This window comes from Duganella dendranthematis, assembly GCF_012849375.1.
Classification (GTDB): Bacteria; Pseudomonadota; Gammaproteobacteria; order Burkholderiales; family Burkholderiaceae_D; genus Rugamonas; species Rugamonas dendranthematis.
The window spans coordinates 826,422-846,579 of the sequence record NZ_CP051684.1; the positions used below are offsets into that span (position 1 = coordinate 826,422).

Consider the following 20,158-nt stretch of genomic DNA (forward strand, 5'->3'; position numbering starts at 1 on the left):
ATGTTCACGCTGAGTGAACTGGAAAACGATGCGCTGATCGAGATCTTCAACATCGGCGTCGGCCACGCGGCGGCGTCGATGAGCGCCATCGTCAATGAGGCAGTGCGTATGTCGGTGCCGTCGATCAGCTTCATTCCGCGCGCCGAGGCGGCGCGGCTGCTGGGCGCCGGCGATGCCGGGCCGGAGCGCATCTGCGGCGTCAGCCAGCATTACGCCGGCGCCTTCGAGACCGAAGCCATCCTCATGTTCCCCGAAGATAAAAGCCTGGAAATCGTGCGCCTGATGGTGGGCGAAGCGGTGCCGCTGAAGGAGCTGACCGACATGGAGCAGGAAGCCATGTGCGAGATCGGCAACATCATGCTCAACTCCTGCGTCGGCACGCTGGCCAATATCTTCCAGCGCGAGCTGCAAGGGTCGCTGCCGCAGTATCACGTCGGCACCAGCGACGAGATCCTCACCGCCACCGCCGCCGGCAGCCAGGCCGATACCGTGGTGCTCATGCTACACATCGACTTCCTGCTGGAGAAGCACCAGATCCACGGCTACGTCGCCTTCGTGCTGGCCATCTCCGCGCTGCACGACCTGAAAGACCAGATCAACCTGTACATCGCGCGCGTCATGGGGCAGACATGAACTCCTCGCGTCTGCCCCTGCTGGAAAGCGTATTCTGCGCGGTGAACGTGGGCGCCATCGTGCTCGATCAGCAGCGCCGCATCGCGCTGTGGAATGCGTGGATGATCAAACATTCCGGACTGGCGCACGAGCAGGTGCTGGGCCAGGACTTCTTCGCCGTCTGCCCGGAACTGCGCGGCGGCCGCGTGGACGCCGCCATCCAGTACGCGCTGTACAACAACTTCCCTTCGCTGCTGTCGCAGACGCTGAACAAGGCGCCGTTCCCGCTGTATGTGCGCGATGAACGCATCCAGCAGGCGGTGGAAGTCACGCCGCTGGAGGTGGACGGCGCACCGCGCCACTGCCTGATCCAGGTTACCGATGTCAGCATCGCGGTAACGCGCGAGAAGCTGCTGCGCGAGCAGGCCATGGTGCTGCGTTCGCAGACGTTTGCCGACGGCCTGACCGGCATCGCCAACCGCCGCCACTTCGACGTGGCGATGGAGAAGGAACACCGGCGCGCCAAGCGTGGCGGCACGCCGCTGTCGCTGCTGATGATCGACATCGACCACTTCAAGGCCTACAACGATCACTACGGCCACCAGAAAGGCGACCAGTGTCTGATCCAGGTGGCGGCCGCGCTGGCGGATATGCTGAAGCGCCCCTGCGACCTGATGGCGCGCTACGGCGGCGAAGAGTTTGCGATGATACTGCCGGAGACCGACGTCGATCAGGCGCTGCTGATGGCGGAGTCGATCCGCGCGCGGGCGCAGGAGCTGGCGATACCGCATGAACGCACCACCGATCCGTCGCAGCAGGTCACGGTCAGCATCGGCATCGCCACGCAAAAGAGCGACGCGCCGGTGGACATCGACGCCCTGATCGGCGCTGCCGACCGCGCGCTGTACCAGGCCAAGCGCAATGGCCGCAACCTGATTGCTTCAATGCTTCCCGCGTGAGGACCGTGATGCGTAACGTACTGCTCCCCCTGTTGCTGGCCTCGGCCGGCGTCCACGCCGCGCCAATTGACCAGCTGGCCTGGCTGGCCGGCTGCTGGAGCGCCGACGGCGGCGAAGCCGGTTCGGTCGAACAATGGACCGCACCGGCCGGCGATTCGATGATGGGCATGAGCCGCACGCTCAAGGGCGGCAAGGTGGCCAACTATGAATTCATGCGCATCTCCACCGCCAACGATGGCGCGGTTATCTTCCACGCGCAGCCCTCAGGGCAGGATGGCGCCAGCTTCACCGCCACCACGCTGACCGCGACGGAGGTGGTATTTGAAAACCTCGGCCACGACTTTCCACAGCGCGTGATCTATCGCTTTGAAGCGCCGTCCCGGCTGCGCGCCAGCATTGAAGGCACGATCAAGGGCGCCATCAAACGTATCGACTTTCCGATGACCCGCGCGGCTTGCGGCGGTCAGCTCCAGACGCGGTAAATCCAGTAACTTTCGTCGCTGGAGGCCAGCACGCGCGCCAGCTCCAGCGGGGTACGGCCGGTGATTTCGCGCGCTTCGCGGCAGAAGTGCGCCTGGTCCGAATAGCCGCCGCGCGCGGCGATGTCCGACCACACGGCTTTGCCGGACAGGTAATCCTCGCGCGCCTCAAAGAAGGTGTGCTCGGCGCGCTGGCGGCGCAGCAGCTTGCGCATCGGTTGTCCGGCGCGGGCCTTGATGCGGCGCTCGATATTGCGGACGCCGCGTCCCAGCGCGGTGTCTGCAACCTCGGTGGCCAAGTGGCGCACCCATGGCGCCGGCGCCGCCGGGACGGGCGGCCTGCCAGCGCGGCTCCAGGAAATTGTCGACCAGCGCCAGCCGCGTGGCATCGTCCGGCGCCGTCAGTATTGCATCGGCCAGCGCCTGCCACTCGAGGCCCAGCGCCTTGATGTCATCCCAACGATCCACCCACTCGGCCACGTCGATGCCGCATAGCGCATGCAGCGCGTGCGGATAAAACATCACCATCAACATGCGCACCGGGCCGGGATTGTAGGTGGTGATTGGCCGCGTCTGCGGGCCACCGAAGACGGCACGAAAGCGTTCCTGCGGCGCGTTCTCTGGTAGCAGCACTTCCGTGTCGCCTTCGATGTAGAACGTCACCCAGCAATGCGGCGTGGCCGGATAGTGATTGAGGCGGTCGCCATCGCTGGCCAGCGGCGTCTCCACCGTGCTGCGAACGATGGTCGCCCGCACGCACGATGCCAGCGATTTGCGCGGGAAAATCAGTCGGGTCGTCGGTTCCATGCCAAACAGTTTATACCAGGAGCCGATGTCGGAATCATTCAATACAGCGAATCTAATCAGGCGCACACTGGGCCATCGTCAACCGAGGAGCAGCCATGTACAACACCATCGCAGCCGAACTTCGCCACATCGCCGACCTGCCCGGACCACGTCCATGGCCACTGGCCGGCAACCTGCCGCAGATAACGCCGACGCGCCTGCATCAGGACCTGGAGGGCTGGGCCAAGCAATACGGCCCGCTGTTCAAGATCAGCTTTGGCCGCACGCAGATGCTGGTGGTGTCGTCGCATGAATTGGTGAATGCGGTGCTACGCGACCGGCCGGATGGCTTCCGCCGCCCGTCCATCACGGCAACCGTGTCGGATGAAATGGGCGGCCGTCCCGGCTTGTTCCTGGCCGAAGGCACGGCGTGGCGCGACCAGCGGCGCATGGTGATGACGGCGCTGGCGCCGCATGCGGTGAAGGCGTATTTCCCGTCGCTGGTGGCGGTGGGCCTGCGGCTGCAACAGCACTGGCAGCGGGCCGCACGCGAGGGCCGCGTCATCGACCTGACCGAAGACTTGAAGCGCTTCAGCGTCGACGTCATCGCCGGGCTGGCGTTTGGCAGCGACGTCAATACCATCGACGGCGGCGAGGATGTGATCCAGCGTCATATGGATATTGTGCTGCCGGCGGTGGCGCGCCGTTCGATGGCGTTGTTCCCTTACTGGCGCTATGTCAGGCTGCCGCAGGACCGTCAACTGGACGCCAGCCTGCTGGCGCTGAACCAGTCCATCGATGGCCTGATCACCATCGCCCGCGCGCGGCTGGCGGCCGAGCCGGAGCGGCGTGTGCGTCCTGCCAATCTGCTGGAGGCGATGATCTGCGCGGCCGATGAAGGCGGCAGCGGTGTCGATGACGTGGCGGTGGCCGGCAACGTCGCCACCATGCTGCTGGCCGGTGAGGACACCACCAGCAACACGCTGGCGTGGATGCTCTACCTTTTGCAGCAGAATCCCGCTGCGATGCAAAAGGCGCGTGAAGAAGTGCTGCGCGTGGCGCCCGATCCGCGCGCGTTCACCATCGAGCAAATGGATGGACTGGATTATCTCGACGCCTGCGCGCAGGAAGCCATGCGCCTCAAGCCGGTGGCGCCGTTCATACCCATGGAGGCGCTGCGCGACAGCGTGGTCGGCGATGTGCAAGTGCCCAAGGGCAGCCTGGTATGGTGCGTGATGCGGAACGACAGCGTATCCAACGACTTCGTCGCCGACGCCGCCGATTTCCATCCCGAACGCTGGCTGGCCGGCGCCGCACAGCCGATGAACAAGCAGGTATCGATGCCCTTCGGCGCCGGCGTGCGCACCTGTCCGGGACGTTATCTGGCGCTACTGGAAATCAAACTCGCCAGCGCGATGCTGCTATCGAGCTTCGACATCGCCTCAATCGGCACCGCCAGCGGCGCGGAACCACAGGAACTTGATGGCTTTACCATGTCGCCAATCGGCTTGCAGATGCGGCTTTGACCAAGAACAACACGCTGGGCTTCGCTTGACTATATAGATAGTCGATGCATAATCAATTCAACGACGTCGAATTCGATCCGAGAAAAGAGCGAGCAAATCTGCGCAAGCACCAGGTCAGTTTTGCTCAGGCCGAACAAGCGCTATACGACCAACTCGCCATTACCACCGAAGACACTCGAATCGCTAATGAGCAGCGCGTTTCAACGCTCGGCGCTGACGCCAGTGGAAGAGTTCTGATCGTCATTCATACACCGCGCGGCACACGCACTCGACTGATTTCCGCGCAAGGCCAGCAAAGGCGAAGCGGAGCAATATTATGCGCAAAGATTATGATTTCAGCAAAGGACAACACGGTTCCGTATTATCCACAGAAGGAAAAACCCACACCTCAATCTGGCTGGATGATGACGTCTACGCCTTCTTCTGCACCAAAGCACAGGCACAGGCACAGGGACGTGGTTATCAAGGCTTGATTAACGACGCTTTAAGAGAAACGATGAAACACAGCGCGATACCTCCCCAGGAATCTGAACACTCCTGATTTGCAAGCATGTTTCGCGTGCGCGGCCGGCATGCTACGCTGACCCCTTGTATCAACGGAGGAGCGCGATGCGGTTTAAATTTGAAACCAAGCGGCATGGACGATGCTATGCCGAGAGCGAGCATGATGAAGACAGCATTCGGGTCGAAATCTGGTACGACGAAAACACCGATCCCAAACGCGTTGAATACCTGCTGCATATCCGCGACGAACCGCTACCCAAGCAGATCACCGAAGCCGGCGCGCTGCAGGACGCGACCCGCATCGCCATCAACCACTTCCAGGCCACCAAAACCAAGGACGGCGACGAATTCGAGATGCACTGCAGCCGCATCACGCAACGCTGGCCCGGCACGCTGTACAACAAGCTCGGTGGCTAAGTGAAGCAAGGTTACACCACGCTGCCAGACATGCTCACGCCCGCGCACTTACAGGCGCTGGATGCGGCGCTTGGCGCAGCGCCCGAGAACTCGCGGCGGATGTTGCAGCTGGGCTGGTGCAGAGAGCTGGCCGAAGAAGTGCGCATGCAGCTGATTGCCAGCGGTCTGATTTCAGCAGACTATGTCGCCGTCCAATGCACCTACTTCGAGAAATCGCGCGGCCATAACTGGCTGGTGGCGCTGCATCAGGATTTGAGCATTCCCGTCAAAATGCGGATCGAGCATGCGTCGTTAAGCGGCTGGTCGGAAAAGGATGGCGCGCTGTTTGTGCAGCCGCCGGTGGCAGTGCTGGAGCAGCTGCTGGCGCTACGCCTGCATATCGACACATGCGGGCCGGAAGACGGCGCGCTGAAAGTCATCCCCGGCTCGCACCTGAACGGACGGCTGGACGAGAACGACAAGGCGCGGGCGAAAGCCGGCGCGGAGGCGGTGTTATGTCCGGTCGCCCAAGGCGCCGGCATGGCGATGCGCCCGTTGCTGCTGCACGCATCGTCCAAAGCGACCGGCAGCAGCCGCAGGCGCGTGCTGCATTTTCTGTTCGGCCCACCCGCACTGCCCTTCGGCCTGGAGTGGGCCTGACGACAATTAACGCAGGCCGCTGGCGGCTTTTGCCAGGTCGGTGATGCGGCCCCAGTCGCCGGCGGCGATGGCGTCTTTTGGCGTCAGCCACGAACCACCCACGCAGGCGACGTTCTTCAGCGCAAGGAATTGCGACGCCGTCTCTTGCGAGATGCCGCCGGTCGGGCAGAAGGTGACGTCCGGCAGCGGGCCGTTGATCGCGCTCAGCATGCCAACGCCGCCCGCCGGCACCGCCGGGAACAGCTTCAGTTGACGGAAGCCTTGTTCACGCGCCGCCATCACTTCCGACGGCGTCATCACGCCCGGCAGCAGCGGCAGGCCGCTGCTCTTGGCGGCAGCGATCAGCGCGGCCGTCAAACCAGGCGACACGCCGAACACCGCACCCGCATCGCGCGCGGCGGCAAATTCTTCCGGCTGCGTCAGCGTGCCGACGCCGACGATGGCGCCTTCCACCGCGCTCATCGCCTTGATCGCGCCCAGGCCATGCTTGGTGCGCAGCGTGACTTCCAGCACGCGGATGCCGCCGGCCACCAGCGCTTTCGCCAGCGGCACGGCATGTTCAGGGTCGTCAATCGCGATCACAGGGATCACGGCCGAGGTACGCATAATGTCGAGCAGAGTCATGGTCATGATTAGGTTGCTTTCTTCGTCGAGAAATCTTCGTCGGAACCCGGCACGGTGTTACCGACCGGTTCTTTGTCATGCAGGCCCACCGTGGTGCCGATCGGCGACGGCAGCGGGAACGTGGTCGCGCCCTTCTCGGCTTCGCACACGCTGTTGCGGAACATCGAGAACAGTTCGCGGCCCATGCCGATCTGGTTGATCGACATGTCGGCATGCGCCATCGAGCGCGCGTGCCACACGGCCGAATCGACCAGCGCTTCCAGCGTGCCGGTTTCGGCGCACACCTTGATGATATCGCCATCGCGCACCAGGCCCAGTGGACCACCGGCCAGGATCTCCGGCGACACGTGGATCGCCGCCGGCACTTTGCCCGACGCGCCCGACATGCGGCCGTCGGTCACCAGCGCCACTTTGCGGCCGGCGTCTTGCAGGTTGGCCAGCGCCGGGGTCAGCGCGTGCAGTTCCGGCATGCCATTGGCGCGCGGGCCCTGGAAGCGCAGCACCGCCACGAAGTCGCGGTCCAGCTGACCGGTCTTGTACGCGTCCATGAAGTCTTCCTGCGAATTGAACACCAGCGCCGGCGCTTCCACCGTGCGGTGATGCGGCTTGACCGCCGATACCTTCATCACGGCGCGGCCCAGGTTACCCTGCACCAGCACCATGCCGCCATCCGGCGAGAATGGATTGTCGTGCTTGCGCAGCACTTTTTCGTCGCCCGATTCGGCCGGCGATGGCTTGAACACCACGCCTTCATTACCTGGCGCGCCTTCGCCGAGGAACGGCTCGGCGCAGTGCTTGCTCAGGCCCTTGCCCAGGATGGTGGTGACGTCGTCGTGCAGCAGGCCAGCGGCCAGCAGTTCGCGGATCACGAAACCAGTGCTACCGGCAGCGTGGAAGTGGTTCACGTCCGCTTCGCCGTTCGGGTAGATGCGGCACAGCAGCGGCACCACTTTCGACAGCTCGTCGAAGTCGTTCCAGTCGATCACGATGCCGGCTGCCTTGGCGATGGCCGGCAGGTGCAGCGTGTGATTGGTGGAACCGCCGGTGGCCAGCAGCGCGACGATCGCATTAACGATGGCCTTCTCGTCGACCACATGGCCGACCGGGATGTATTCGTTGCCCTGGTCCGAAATGACGGCAGCGCGTTGTGCGGCAGCCTTGGTCAGTTCATCCCGCAGCGGCGTGTTCGGCGTGATGAACGCGGCGCCCGGCAGGTGCAGGCCCATGACTTCCATCAGCATCTGATTGCTGTTGGCGGTGCCGTAGAAAGTACAGGTGCCGGCGCCGTGGTAGGACTGCGACTCGCCTTCCAGCAGTTCGGCGCGACCGACCTTGCCCTGCGCGTACAGCTGGCGAATCTTGGCTTTCTCGGAATTCGACAAGCCGGTGGTCATCGGACCGGCCGGCACGAACACCGCCGGCAGATGGCCGAAGTGCAGCGCGCCGATCAACAGGCCCGGCACGATTTTGTCGCACACGCCCAGGTACACCGCCGAGTCGAACATATTGTGCGACAGCGCGATGGCGGCCGACATGGCAATCGCGTCACGCGAGAACAGCGACAACTCCATGCCAGGCTGTCCCTGCGTGACGCCGTCGCACATGGCAGGCGTACCGCCGGCAAACTGCGCCACCGCACCGACTTCCCGCACGGCTTGTTTGATAATTTCAGGGTAACGCTCGAACGGCTGGTGCGCCGACAGCATGTCGTTGTAGGCCGAAATAATCGCCACCGATGGCTTCTTGATCTCTTTCAGCACCAATTTATCGTTGGCGGGGAAAGCGGCAAAGCCGTGTGCCAGATTGGTACAGGCCAGCGTGCCGCGCTGCGGGCCGCCTTTGACGCGGGCCGCTTCGAGATGCGCCAGATACGCGCCGCGCGAAGGTTTGCTACGCTGAATAATGCGATTGGTGACAGTTTCCAGGACTGGATGCAACGCCATGATCGTTCCTTATGAATGGATTCCATGAAATTTTACTACAAAATCTTGAAACCCGCCGCCCTTTCTATATAGTTGGCGGGCTTTGGCTGGCTTGCGCTGGCGATCAGCAACACGGCATAACCATCCTTTTTACAGGCGTAAATATTCGGGCACGATATGCAAACCGTAGTGAATTTACCTGTTTTTCCTGTATCATTCGATCATCCTTCTCCATCTGCCAACATTATGCGCCAGCCTGCACTCACTTCCACTGCCAGCTTCCAAGCCCTCGCATCCCACGCCGTCGACGCCAAACAATGGCAATTGCGCCAGTTGTTCGCCAGCGACGCCCAACGTTTCCCGAAACTGACGGTCGATGCGGCGGGCCTGTTCCTGGACTACTCCAAGAACCGACTGGACGCCACCACCGTCGGCCTGCTGCTGGACCTGGCCCGCGAGCGCGGCGTGGAAGCCCAGCGCGACGCCATGCTGCGTGGCGAGAAGATCAATCTTACCGAACAACGGGCCGTACTGCACACTGCGTTGCGCATGCCGCGCGGCAAGACGCTGGTGGTGGACGGCCAGGACGTCAACGCCGACGTCCATGCGGTGCTGGATCACGTTAAGGAATTCACCGACCGTGTGCGCAACGGTCAGTGGCTGGGCTACAGCGGCAAGCCGATCACCGACATCGTCAACGTCGGCATCGGCGGCTCGGACCTGGGACCGAAAATGGCGGTGCTGGCGCTTCGTTCGTACGCGCATCCTCGCCTGAAAATGCACTTCGTCTCCAACGTCGACGGCCATGACATGGATGCGGCGCTGGCGCAGGTCAATCCTGAAACCACGCTGTTCATCATCGCCTCCAAGACCTTTACCACCGCCGAGACCATGCTGAATGCCACCAGCGCGCGCAACTGGTTCCTGCAAAACGGCGGCACGGCGGACAATCTGGCCAAACACTTCGTGGCCGTCTCCACCAACACCAAGGCAGTGGCGGAATTCGGCATCGACACCGCCAATATGTTCCCGTTCTGGGACTGGGTCGGCGGCCGTTACTCGGTGTGGTCGGCGATTGGCTTGTCGGTGGCGCTGGCGGTGGGCTTCGGCTACTTCAGCGACTTCCTGGCAGGCGCGCACGCCATGGACGAACACTTCCGCGAAGCGCCGCTGGAACAGAACATGCCGGTGCTGCTGGCGATGACCGGCTTCTGGAACCGCCAGTTCCTCGACTGCGGCTCACTGTCGATCGCGCCCTACCACCAGGACCTGAACCGCTTTGCCGCTTACCTGCAACAGCTGGACATGGAATCCAACGGCAAGCGCGTGACCCGCAACGGCGCCGCAGTGGATACGCCCACCTGCCCGGTGGTGTGGGGCGAGTGCGGCACCAACGCACAGCACGCGTACTTCCAGCTGCTGCACCAGGGCACCGACATCGTGCCGATCGACTTCATCGCCGCACTGCGCGCCACGCATGACCTGCCGGGCCATCACGATGCCCTGCTGGCCAACTGCTTCGCGCAATCGGAAGCCTTCATGACCGGCAAAACCGCCGACGAAGTGCGCGCCGACCTGGCCGGCCAGAACCTGAGCGACGACCAGATCGACGCACTGGTGCCGCACAAGACCTTCCCTGGCAACCGTCCATCCAACACCATCCTGATGGACCAGCTGACGCCGGGCGCTCTGGGCGCCTTGATCGCGCTGTACGAGCACAAGACCTTTGTGCAGGGCGTGATCTGGGACGTCAACAGCTTTGACCAGTGGGGCGTGGAGCTGGGCAAAGTCCTGGCCAAGAACATCCAGTCGGAACTGACCGGCGAAGTCAAACCGGAACGTCACGACAGCTCGACCAATGGCCTGATCTTCATGGCGAAGGCGGCGCAACACATATGATCACGGTAGCCTACGATGAAGTAATGCAAACCGGTGAATGCCCGTTGTGGCATCCGCAGGAACAGGCGCTGTACTGGGTGGACATTCCCGCCTTTACCGTGCACCGTCTCGCCCCGGCCACTGGCGCACACCGCGCGTGGAAGCTGGCCAGCGAACCGGCCACGCTGGCCATCAGCGACCAGGGCGGCCTGATCGTCGCCATGCGCAGCGGCTTCGCGCATCTGGACACCAGCAGCGACGAAGTCAAACTGACCGAGATTATCGTGGCGCCGTACGACCAATCGATTACCCGCTTCAACGACGGCCACGTCGATCCTGCGGGCCGCTTCTGGGTCGGCACCATCTACGAGCCGCGCGACAAGCCGGCCGCCGAGATGTACGTGCTGGAACAAGGCAAGCTGCGCCAGGCCTGGGCCGGCGGCATGACCAACTCGAATGGCCTCGGCTTTAGCCCGGACCAGAAGACTATGTACCACGCCGACACCGCCGCCCACCGCGTCTCGCGCTACGACTACGACATTTCCACCGGCACCGTCAGCAATCAGCAATTGCTGCACCAGTTCTCGGCCGACAAGGAGAACAACTACGGCGGCCGCCCGGACGGCGCGGCGGTCGATAGCGAAGGCAATTACTGGGTGGCGATGTTTGAAGGCGCGCGCATCGCCAAGCTGTCGCCGCAGGGTGATCTGCTGGATGAAATCAAGCTGCCGGTACGCTGCCCAACCATGCCGGCCTTCGGCGGCCCGGACCTGCGCACGCTGTACGTCACCAGCGCCGGCGCCCGTCCAGCAGCCGAGCTGGAACAGTACCCGCTGAGCGGCAAGCTGCTGGCGATCCAGATGGACGTCGCCGGCCGCGTCGAGCCTAGCTACAAGCAGTAAATTCCCCCCTCGCGTCCGGCCATCCGCGCCGGACGCAGCACCACTCCCCAAGCAAACTCTACCGTGCGTAGCCACTGCGCGAATCCGGGTAAAATCTAAAAACTTATCATTTTTATCACAGAATATCTCATAGGGCAGCACCCCCATGACCGCTCTGGATACCCTGATTCCCGGCCAGGCTTTGATCGACCAGCAAAGCCGCCTGCTCAAGCTCAGCACGCCGCTGGGCGACGATATTTTGCTGCCGCAACGCGTGGTCGGCCATGACGTGCTGGGCAGGGATTATGCGTACACCGTCGATTGCCTTGCGGTGCGGGACGATATCGAGCTGAAGAAACTCATCGCGCAGCCGGTCACGCTGTGGGTGCAGCAGGCCGACCAGAGCTACCTTCCGGTACACGGCTATGCGTACCGCATGAAACGGCTGGGCAGCGACGGCCAGTTCGTCCACTGCCAGCTGGCGTTTGCGCCGTGGCTGCACTTCCTCAAGTTCCGCAAGGACGCGCGCATCTGGCAGGACAAGCCTGCCGACGCCATTCTCAGCGACGTATTCGGCGGCCACCAGCAGGCGCAAGGTAACTTCCGCTTCGAGATCAAGGAAGCCGCCCTGCCCCGCTCCTACTGCACGCAGTACGAGACCGACTGGCACTTTGCCCAGCGCCTGATGGAAGAGGAAGGCTGGTACGGCTATCACGAGCAGAAGCCGGACGGCTCCGGCCATACGCTGGTGATCACCGATAGCACCGACCAGCTGAAGCCGCTGCCGCAGGAGCAGATCCATTTCCATGGCGCCGGCACCGATGATGAGCTGAACAAGATCGTCCACTGGAGCGCCGAACGCAGCCTGGCGTCCAGCCAGCTGACTACGCGCACTTACGACTACAAGGCACCCAACGAATCGCGACAGAGCAACACCATCGTCCAGGCTGAGCACGGCGACCTGCCGGCCCAGCTGGAGGTGTACGAATATACCGGCGCCTACACTTACTCGAAGCAGGACCAGGGCGACAGGCAATCGCGGCTGCGCGTCGAGCAATGGGAGTCGAGCATGAAGCGGTTTTCGGCCGTTTCCGGCGTACGCTTTTTGCCGGCGGGCAGCTGGTTCACGCTGGAAGACCATCCGGCGCATCTGATCGATGCGGCCGAGGACCGGCAGTTCGTGGTCACCGCCGTCGAGTGGTGCATCGAGAATAATCTGCCGCTGTCGAACAAGGTCAAGGAATTTCCCGGCAGCCTGGCGCCGCAGGTGGCGGCGTTTAAAGCAACGCTAGACCGCGACGAGGTGACTTCGGTCGACAACGAGCACACCGGCCATTGCTTCAACCGGCTGGAAGTCCAGCGCCGCAAGGTGCCGTTCCGCAGCCCGTTCGAGCACGAGAAACCGTCACTGCATCCGCAAACGGCGATGGTGGTCGGCCCGGCCGAGGAAGAGATTTACACCGACCACCTGAACCGCGTCAAAGTCAAATTCCGCTGGGACCGGCTCAATCCTGGCGACGAACGCGCCTCGTGCTGGGTGCGCGTCAGCTATCCGAATGCGGGACAAGGCTGGGGCGGGCTGAACGTGCCGCGCATCGGCCAGGAAGTCATCGTCACCTTCCTTGATGGCGACGCGGACCGTCCGGTGATTACCGGACGCCTGTACAACGAAGACCAGACGCCGCAGTGGCACACGGACGGCAAGCTGTCCGGCTACAAATCCAAGGAATACAAAGGCAGCGGCTTCAACCAACTGGTGCTGGACGACACAACACAGCAGAACCGGGTGCACCTGTACAGTACCAGTACACATGCGCAACTCAACCTGGGCTACCTGGTCAGCCAGACCGGCAACAAGCGCAACGGCTTCTACGGCTCCGGCTTCGCCTTGAGCACCGATGAATTCGGCGCCATCGTCACCCACAAGGGCTTGTACCTCAGCACCTATGGCCGCCCCGGCCCGCAAGGCACGCAGCTGGATGCCGCCGAGGCCACCGCGCAGCTCAAGGCCGGCGCCGAGCTGACCAAGAAGCTGTCGGACACCGCCGCCAAAGCCGGCGCCGAAGCGCTGATCGGGCAGGAGGCGCTGACCCAATTTGCCGACGCCACGCAGGAGCGCTATGACGGCGACGGCCAAACCGACGCCAACCGCTTCAAGGAGCCTATCCTGCTGGCCGGCTCGCCGGCCGGCATCGGCCTGGCCACTAACAAAGGCGCACACGTGCACGCCGGCGCCGAAGTCACGCTGTCGTCCGGGCAGGACACCAATATCGCGGTTGGCAAGAGCCTGCTGGCCAGCATCGGCGAGAAAATCAGCCTGTTTGCCTACAACGCCGGCGTCAAACTGTTTGCCGCCAAGGGCAAGGTGGAAATACAGGCGCAAAGCGATGACCTCGACCTGATCGCCGAAAAAGTGGTGCGGCTGCTGTCCACCACGGCCAGCATCGACATCCACGCGAAAGAAGAAATCACCATCTCGGCCGGCGGCTCCTTCATCAAGATCAACGCCTCCGGCATCGCCAACGGCACCTCCGGCACCTGGACCGCGCAGGCATCGATGCACACCATGCCCGGGCCGGCCAACCAGCAGTACGTGATGCCGCACGTGGCCAAGCCGGAGCTGCAGAAGTCCGACCTGGAATTCCGCCACCTGACCGACTGGGGCGCGCCGCTGGCCGGCGCCGCCTACAAGGCCACGCTGAGCGACGGCAGCATCCGCAAGGGCATCCTCGACGCCGCCGGCATCGCCCGCATCGCCGGCGTGCCGGCCGGCGCCGGCGCCAAGATCGAGTACGACTACAAGCCGCTGCAGGCCAGTTCCACCGTCAGCACCGAAATGCACGACGATCTGCACGAGTTCCTGAACTGGACGCCGGGCGCAGGCAGCCAAAAAGGTTGAGCATGGCGCCGCCACCGGAGCAATCGATACTGGAAGACGCCTGGGGCCAGGTGGTGGGCGGCATGGACTGGCTGAAGTCCGTGCTGTTCGGCGAGTTTGCCGATCACCGGCCACTGTCGGCGGTGGTGGCGGACATGCTGGTCAGCTTCATCCCCGGCGTGGTGATCGTCACCAGCGCGCGCGACGCGGTGGCGGTGATCCTGCGGCTGGCCAACCATCCGGAAAAGCGCGAGGACCTGATGGAGTGGGTGCTGCTGAGCGCCTGCCTGATCGTGATCGCCCTGCCGCTGGCGATGGCGGCCGGCGGCGCGGCGGCGGCCGGCGTCGGCGCGGTGGTGGGTGGCATCGCCGGTTCGGAACTGGGCGCGGCGCTGCGCTCGGTGATGCTGTTGCTGATCAAGGAAGCGTCCAAGCTGGTGGAACTGGTGCGGTTTCTGCAAAAATTTATCAAGGGCGACATCCTGAAGTTTTTGCGGGCCGTGAAATTTGCCCAGTACGAAAAGCCGCTGTTGCAAGCGCTGAGCAAAATCAGCGGCAAGCTGGTGGACATCGTCAAATCGCTGCGCGTGCATCTGGAGAGCCTGAGTTATTTCGACCGCGTGACAGCCGCCATCGCCAAGCTGGCGGCGTGGGAAAGGAAGTTTTACGCCGTGCAGCAGGACGCCATCCGCCAAGTACCGAAGGCGCTGGCCGAACTGGACGCGCGGCTGGGCAAGCTGCTGTCCGAAACCGCGCCGAAAGAGACCCATACCGTTCCGGCCGGCGTGCAGGCCGACAAGGCGGCAGCGGCATCACCGCCGAAACAGCGCGTCAAGGACACGCCAGGCAAGGTACTGGCCAAAGTGGAGGACGAAGCCGGCGCCGCTGGCGGGGTGCCGGCGTCATCCGGCCATGGCGCCAAGGCCGGGACGCCGGCGGCGGCCGGCTCGCCCAAGGGCAGCCCGGACCCGGTCAAGCCGCCGGACGAGGGACCGAACACCAAGAAGCAGGAAGCGCTGGATGCGGAAGCGGTCGCGGCCCGCGAAAAGGCGAACAAGATCGCCGGCCAGATCGGCGACGATATCAAGAACCATCCGCTGCGGCAGGCCTACGAGGCGGAAGTGGCGGGACTCAAGGAGGAAGCGGACGCCATGGCAAAAGCAGGCGCATCGGATGAATCGATCGCCAGGGCGATGTGGCAGCGGCGCCGGGACATCGGCGTGAAATACAAGAACGTCACGCCGGAACCGCTGCGCGATTACATTTATGAGGTCAACACCGGCCGCTACAACGATCCGCTGGGGCCGTCGTTCGACAGTCTGGTAAAGTCGGCCGAGAAAAAAATGCTGGATCCGTACCAGACCATCATCGATTCGTCTTCCCGGCCCAATAGTGACGTCAATGCCTTGCTGTCCAAATTCGAGGACTGGCTGGCCAAAAAAGATGCGTCCTATCTGGATGCAGCCCTGAAAAAGGTAGGAAACTAATATGCAAAGCAAACCCATCGCAGTCAGCCAGTTCGACGGGACTGTGAATCTACTGAAGCTCAATCTGATCTCCGGTGAACGAGAGATCATCGCCGCCGACACAGTCAATGAAGACCATGTGTCGTTCGGCTTGTTTGAGCTGGAAAGCGAGCAGCCGAAGCTGGAGTATCTGGCCCTGCTGGCAACGCCTGACGGCCCGCTGCTGGTATTCGACGACGACGTGTACTACCCGGAACCCGGCAAGACCACGATCGACATCACCGATGACGGCAATTACTCGCACTTCAAGCTGATGGATGACGGTGAGCTGGTGTTTGGCCTGTTTTACGAGAGCAAATTTGGCATTGGTCTGCACCCTTACAACCGCACCCGCGAAGACATCGATTTCTACTATTGGCTCAGCAAGAAAATCAGCGATCCAAAGTTTTATACGACCTACACCAAAGACATTGAATATCTCAGCTAATCGGCTGACCGCACAGAGAACTGCCTGACATGCCGCCACCACCGCCACCGGAACACTCAATCCTGGAAGACGCCTGGAGCCAGGTGGTGGGCGGCATGGACTGGCTCAAGTCCGTGCTGTTCGGCGAGTTCGCCGACCACCGGCCGCTGTCGGCCGTGGTGGCCGACATGCTGGTCAGCTTCATTCCCGGCGTGGTCATCGTCACCAGCGCGCGCGATGCGGTGGCAGTGATCCTGCGGCTGGCCAACCATCCCGAAAAGCGCGAAGAGCTGATGGAATGGGTGCTGCTGAGTGCCTGCCTGATCGTCATCGCGCTGCCATTGGCGATGGCCGCCGGCGGCGCGGCGGCGGCCGGCGTTGGCGCGGTGGTGGGCGGCATCGCCGGCTCCGAACTGGGCGCGGCGCTGCGCTCGGTGATGCTGCTGTTGATCAAAGAGGCCTCCAAGCTGGTGGAGCTGATCCGCTTCCTGCAGAAATTCATTAAAGGCGACATCCTCAAATTCCTGCGCGCCGTCAAGTTTGCCAAGTACGAAAAGCCGCTGCTGCAAGCGCTGAGCAAAATCAGCGGCAAGCTGGTGGATCTGGTCAAATCGCTGCGCGGCCATCTGGAAAGCCTGAGCTATTTCGACCGCGTCAAAGCCACCATCGCCAAGCTGGCGGCGTGGGAGAAAAAGTTCTACGCGGTGCAGCAGGACGCCATCCGCCAGGTGCCCAAAGCGCTGGCCGAACTGGACGCGCGTCTGACCAAGCTGCTATCCGAAACTGCGCCCAAGGAAGCGCACACGGTGCCCGCCGGCGTGCAAGCCGACAAGGCCGCCGCCGCCGCGCCGGCCAAGCAACGCGTGAAAGACACGCCGGGCAAAGTAATGCCCAAGGTCGAAGACAAGCCGGCCACGCCCAAACCAAAGCCAGCGACAACATCGGCCGCCAAATCAAAACCGAAGCCGAAGGCCGCGCCGAAACCGCCAGCCGCCCCGCCACCACCACTGAAAGACGCGCCCGAGCCCGTCAAGCCGCCTGACGAAGGCGCCAACACGAAGAAGCAGGCGGTGGCCGATGTGGCAGTAGCGGCAGACCGGGAGCGCATTACGCAACTGTCCAACGAGGCACGCGAAGCTCAAAAGAAAGGTGACACGGTACTTGCACAGGCCAAGATTGAAGAAGCACGCGACATCCTCAGACCATATCTTCCAAAAAAGTCAGGCGACTCCTGGGATGAAATAGTAAAGCGCCTGGATGTGTCTTCGCCTCGTGACGGTGCAGTTTTCTGGTCTGGAGACCCAAAAACCGCACAAAAGTTTGCAGAGGGAATTCACGGAGTGACCCTGGAAACTACCGCAGGGGGCAGGATTATCGACGAATGGCCAGATCTAAAATCCTACAACTGGGTTAAAGATAACGGTCCACCACCACATGCCAGGGATTTATGGAAAGCAGCATCAGAGAAATATGCTGAAGGAGCATCAGGAATCGTGAACACAGTACAAACGGCTGACAAGCTCGATGCCTCTTATACGCTATGGCACAATGTAGAGAAACGAGTGATCGCCGATCGCTTGGATACCGGGGATGTCACTGCATTGAACATGTATGTTATTCAAGGAAACGACTTCGTACCTTTAGAAAAAAATGTGGTCAAATCTCTTATGGCTATTGTAGGCACCGCACCATGAAAACCCTCTCCCCAAACACCGGCTTGACAAGACTTTATGACTTCTTCAACACCACCGGTCTTGAAAGATTGAGTGGCCTGGATAGAAGTTATTTTGAGGGATTAAGTGACAACGAGAAATTAGAGGCTTGGAACTTTCTGAAAAATAATTTCCCCTCTTCGGGAGACAAAATAGCGGGATTGTTTCTCCTGAATGCACGCAAAGCACTTGATCTTTTCAAAGAACAAGTAGTTTTACCTCTGGAAGAAGATCTTTACCCCGAGGACCGGCGCGAGATGGAAGAAAATCGCATGCTCATGTTGCGCTACATTGTCGCGCTTGATAAAGACGAGAAATATGTTGATCTCATGAATACCTTTGCAATGAGTGAATTTGACAACGTGAGAGCAGATTTTGCAGAATATTTACCTGTGTGGGGTGCAACAATTCGCTCTCTTGAAATCCTGAAAGGCATGATTTTTACAGAGACCAAAACAATTCCGATATCTTCCGCCATCCGGAAGTTTATGGCGATTTACGGACTCGACTCCAGCACTGATGAGACTCGTTACAAAGCACTTTACCGCGCACTACGTTTGGGAAACGAGAGAGAGAAAATTGCTGCGATCACTCAGATTGAAAGCAGGACGTAGAATGAAAGCGGCGTTCGATGAATTTATACGCCAGCACAAAATGACTGGAAGTCAAAAGGCTGACGGTTATAGCACGCATGTTTTAGAAAGACTAATGGGTCGGGAAAAGGATATCGCCTTTAAGCTGCTCGAACAAGAATTGCCTTGGTCAGCTCACTGGATTTTTCTCATCGATGCAGAGCGGGCAGTAGCGGTCCTGAAAGCACAGGAACAAGCGTTACGCGGCGATCCTCATGGGGATGTTTATATGATTCAGCAGAATCTGGTGAGCTACACCGGCGACTTGCTCTATCAAAAACACATGATCGAGGATTATCCTAACTATATCGAGAAGAAGCGGCCGCTCGTGGTGGATGCCGTTCATCGCACACCCGCCAACGCAGACACGGTCAGTTTTTTCAGGCGTGTCATCCTGTTCGAAGTCAACCCCAATGCAGTTGCACGCGCAAGCCGTCACTTGCTGGACTCGCTCGGATTTTCCTGCGCTACAGAGCTCAGCAAGAAGGATTACGATCAACTGACCAGTCATTTGAGAAGCGAAGACGACGAGCTTAAGCAGAAAGCCTTGAAGCAGATCGGAGTCGTGGCATGATGAGTACATCCTCACCGGGGTTGACCAGGTTTTACGCCTTCTTTGAATCTTGGGGGCGGGAGCGTCTTGATGGACTCGACGCGAGCCACTTTCGCGGCCTCACTGACAGCGAGACAGAAGAGGCGTGGAATTTTCTTGAGAAAAACCTTGCGGTCTCTTTGGAGAGCACACGCGGATTGTATCTGATTAACCCGCTAAGAGCTGTTGAAGAGTTTAAGAAACAGGTCTCTATGCCGATAGCTGAGAGCACTTATCGCGATCAGCGATGCGCAAGAGAGGAAAATCGCACGCTGATGCTTCATCTTATCTTGTCGCACGAGCCCGCGCGCGCGTACGTTGAAATCCTCAACGCATTTGCGTCCAGCGAGTTTGCAGACGTCCGAGCAAGATTTGCGGACTATCTCCCGGTTGCAGAGGTTTCACAACGTTCGTTAGACCTGCTTAAAGGAATGATTTTTACAGAGACGGACAGCATCGCGCAATCACTCGCGATCTCCAAATTCATGGCCGTTCGAGGCTACAATTTTAAATTCCGCGATGAGCATTACAAAGCACTTTACCGCGCGCTGACGTCGAGCGATGAAGAGGAGAAAAGGGCTGCTATCCAGCAGATCGAAAATGACCGCAGCATTTGATGAGTTTATGCGGCAACACCGCATGACCGGCAGCGAGAAGGCTGACGGATACAGCCCGAGTGTGTTCGTGGATCTTAGCGAAGAAGAAAAGCCCATCGTCCTGTCATTGCTGCTGCAGGAATTGCCTTGGTCCGCAGACTGGATTTGGGTTGTCGCTCCAGATAAAGCAGAAATTGTACTCAAAGAGTGGATTGAGGCACGGCGCGGAGATCCTTACAGACATGTTTATATGGCCCAGCAAAGTCTGGTCAGACACACCGGAGACTTACGCTACCAGCAGCAAATGGTCGAGGACTATCCAGGCTATCACGACGAAATGAAACATCGAGTTGTGGATGCCATCCATTACACACCGGTGAACGTGGAGACCATCGCCTTTTTCAAGTATGTCGTGCTGGAGGATGCGGATGCCGACGCACGTTTTGCCGCCGCGTTTAGCGTGTTGGATAGTCTTCAAGTCCCTGATACCGCCGAATATGAGCAGTTGCTGGGCCATCTGCGAAGTGAGGATGTGGAACTCAGGGCTGCGGCATTGGCACAGCTAGACCAACAGTTCGGGAACTAATTA

General features: G+C 61.0%; 21 protein-coding genes and 1 pseudogene. 18 read left to right on the forward strand and 4 right to left on the reverse strand.

Annotated elements, in window-relative coordinates; all coding sequences use genetic code 11:
- Genes HH213_RS03890 through HH213_RS03900 form a run of 3 tightly spaced genes read left to right on the forward strand, consistent with a single transcriptional unit; the run spans position 1 to position 2,053 of the window.
- Entirely contained in the window at positions 1-633 is a 633-nt protein-coding gene (locus HH213_RS03890; protein WP_110844664.1) for a chemotaxis protein CheC, read from the forward strand.
- Entirely contained in the window at positions 630-1,571 is a 942-nt protein-coding gene (locus tag HH213_RS03895) for a sensor domain-containing diguanylate cyclase (protein WP_169110909.1), read from the forward strand. Before HH213_RS03890 ends, HH213_RS03895 begins: the two co-directional genes overlap by 4 nt.
- A gap of 8 nt (positions 1,572-1,579) precedes the next feature.
- Entirely contained in the window at positions 1,580-2,053 is a 474-nt protein-coding gene (locus tag HH213_RS03900) for a DUF6265 family protein (RefSeq protein ID WP_169110911.1), read from the forward strand.
- Here HH213_RS03900 and HH213_RS30005 read toward each other — a convergent pair.
- Positions 2,035-2,265, reverse strand: a complete 231-nt coding sequence (locus HH213_RS30005; RefSeq protein WP_229263275.1) for a helix-turn-helix transcriptional regulator — start codon at positions 2,263-2,265, stop codon at positions 2,035-2,037. The genes HH213_RS03900 and HH213_RS30005 overlap by 19 nt on opposite strands.
- On the reverse strand, positions 2,219-2,899 hold the full coding sequence (locus HH213_RS03905; RefSeq protein ID WP_229263277.1) for a DUF6597 domain-containing transcriptional factor: 681 nt from the start codon (positions 2,897-2,899) through the stop codon (positions 2,219-2,221). Before HH213_RS03905 ends, HH213_RS30005 begins: the two co-directional genes overlap by 47 nt.
- Before the next feature lie 53 nt (positions 2,900-2,952).
- Between HH213_RS03905 and HH213_RS03910 the strand changes: the two genes are divergently transcribed.
- The 5 genes and pseudogenes from HH213_RS03910 to HH213_RS03930 all read left to right on the forward strand — a co-directional run bounded on the left by HH213_RS03910 (position 2,953) and on the right by HH213_RS03930 (position 5,922).
- Complete coding sequence (locus HH213_RS03910) at positions 2,953-4,362, forward strand: cytochrome P450 (RefSeq protein ID WP_169110913.1); 1,410 nt, start codon at positions 2,953-2,955, stop codon at positions 4,360-4,362.
- Positions 4,363-4,406: 44 nt separating this feature from the next.
- Positions 4,407-4,589 (forward strand): annotated as a pseudogene (locus tag HH213_RS30010) (BrnT family toxin); the annotation flags it as partial.
- Positions 4,590-4,678: 89 nt separating this feature from the next.
- Positions 4,679-4,903, forward strand: coding sequence for a BrnA antitoxin family protein (locus HH213_RS03920; protein WP_169110915.1), 225 nt, complete (start codon positions 4,679-4,681; stop codon positions 4,901-4,903).
- A 68-nt stretch (positions 4,904-4,971) separates the two neighbouring features.
- Positions 4,972-5,283 carry a hypothetical protein gene (locus HH213_RS03925; RefSeq protein ID WP_169110917.1) on the forward strand — a complete coding sequence of 104 codons (312 nt, stop codon included), beginning with the start codon at positions 4,972-4,974 and terminating at the stop codon, positions 5,281-5,283.
- Entirely contained in the window at positions 5,284-5,922 is a 639-nt protein-coding gene (locus HH213_RS03930; protein ID WP_217363490.1) for a phytanoyl-CoA dioxygenase family protein, read from the forward strand.
- A 6-nt stretch (positions 5,923-5,928) separates the two neighbouring features.
- On the opposite strand, the gene eda is transcribed toward HH213_RS03930, so the two are convergent.
- A complete protein-coding gene (eda, locus tag HH213_RS03935; protein WP_110844671.1) occupies positions 5,929-6,552 on the reverse strand; it encodes a bifunctional 4-hydroxy-2-oxoglutarate aldolase/2-dehydro-3-deoxy-phosphogluconate aldolase in 624 nt (207 codons plus the stop codon).
- A 2-nt stretch (positions 6,553-6,554) separates the two neighbouring features.
- Positions 6,555-8,489, reverse strand: coding sequence for a phosphogluconate dehydratase (gene edd, locus HH213_RS03940; protein ID WP_110844672.1), 1,935 nt, complete (start codon positions 8,487-8,489; stop codon positions 6,555-6,557).
- A 225-nt stretch (positions 8,490-8,714) separates the two neighbouring features.
- Between edd and pgi the strand changes: the two genes are divergently transcribed.
- The 10 genes from pgi (at position 8,715) to HH213_RS03990 (ending at position 20,155) form a co-directional block, all read left to right on the forward strand.
- Complete coding sequence (gene pgi / locus HH213_RS03945) at positions 8,715-10,367, forward strand: glucose-6-phosphate isomerase (RefSeq protein WP_169110919.1); 1,653 nt, start codon at positions 8,715-8,717, stop codon at positions 10,365-10,367.
- The gene (locus HH213_RS03950) at positions 10,364-11,248 is read left to right on the forward strand and encodes an SMP-30/gluconolactonase/LRE family protein (protein WP_229263279.1); all 885 of its coding nucleotides are present in this window, start codon (positions 10,364-10,366) and stop codon (positions 11,246-11,248) included. Before pgi ends, HH213_RS03950 begins: the two co-directional genes overlap by 4 nt.
- A gap of 145 nt (positions 11,249-11,393) precedes the next feature.
- Complete coding sequence (locus HH213_RS03955) at positions 11,394-14,126, forward strand: type VI secretion system Vgr family protein (RefSeq protein WP_169110921.1); 2,733 nt, start codon at positions 11,394-11,396, stop codon at positions 14,124-14,126.
- A 2-nt stretch (positions 14,127-14,128) separates the two neighbouring features.
- Positions 14,129-15,592, forward strand: coding sequence for a hypothetical protein (locus tag HH213_RS29830; protein WP_217363491.1), 1,464 nt, complete (start codon positions 14,129-14,131; stop codon positions 15,590-15,592).
- A gap of 1 nt (position 15,593) precedes the next feature.
- Positions 15,594-16,058, forward strand: coding sequence for a hypothetical protein (locus HH213_RS03965; protein ID WP_169110923.1), 465 nt, complete (start codon positions 15,594-15,596; stop codon positions 16,056-16,058).
- 29 nt (positions 16,059-16,087) lie between these two features.
- Entirely contained in the window at positions 16,088-17,731 is a 1,644-nt protein-coding gene (locus HH213_RS03970; RefSeq protein ID WP_169110925.1) for a hypothetical protein, read from the forward strand.
- Complete coding sequence (locus tag HH213_RS03975) at positions 17,728-18,363, forward strand: hypothetical protein (RefSeq protein WP_169110927.1); 636 nt, start codon at positions 17,728-17,730, stop codon at positions 18,361-18,363. The genes HH213_RS03970 and HH213_RS03975 overlap by 4 nt, the downstream gene beginning before the upstream one ends.
- Position 18,364: 1 nt before the next feature.
- Entirely contained in the window at positions 18,365-18,955 is a 591-nt protein-coding gene (locus tag HH213_RS03980; protein ID WP_110844678.1) for a hypothetical protein, read from the forward strand.
- Positions 18,952-19,590, forward strand: coding sequence for a hypothetical protein (locus tag HH213_RS03985; protein ID WP_169110929.1), 639 nt, complete (start codon positions 18,952-18,954; stop codon positions 19,588-19,590). Before HH213_RS03980 ends, HH213_RS03985 begins: the two co-directional genes overlap by 4 nt.
- Positions 19,574-20,155 carry a hypothetical protein gene (locus HH213_RS03990; RefSeq protein ID WP_169110931.1) on the forward strand — a complete coding sequence of 194 codons (582 nt, stop codon included), beginning with the start codon at positions 19,574-19,576 and terminating at the stop codon, positions 20,153-20,155. The genes HH213_RS03985 and HH213_RS03990 overlap by 17 nt, the downstream gene beginning before the upstream one ends.
- The last annotated feature ends 3 nt before the right edge of the window (positions 20,156-20,158 follow it).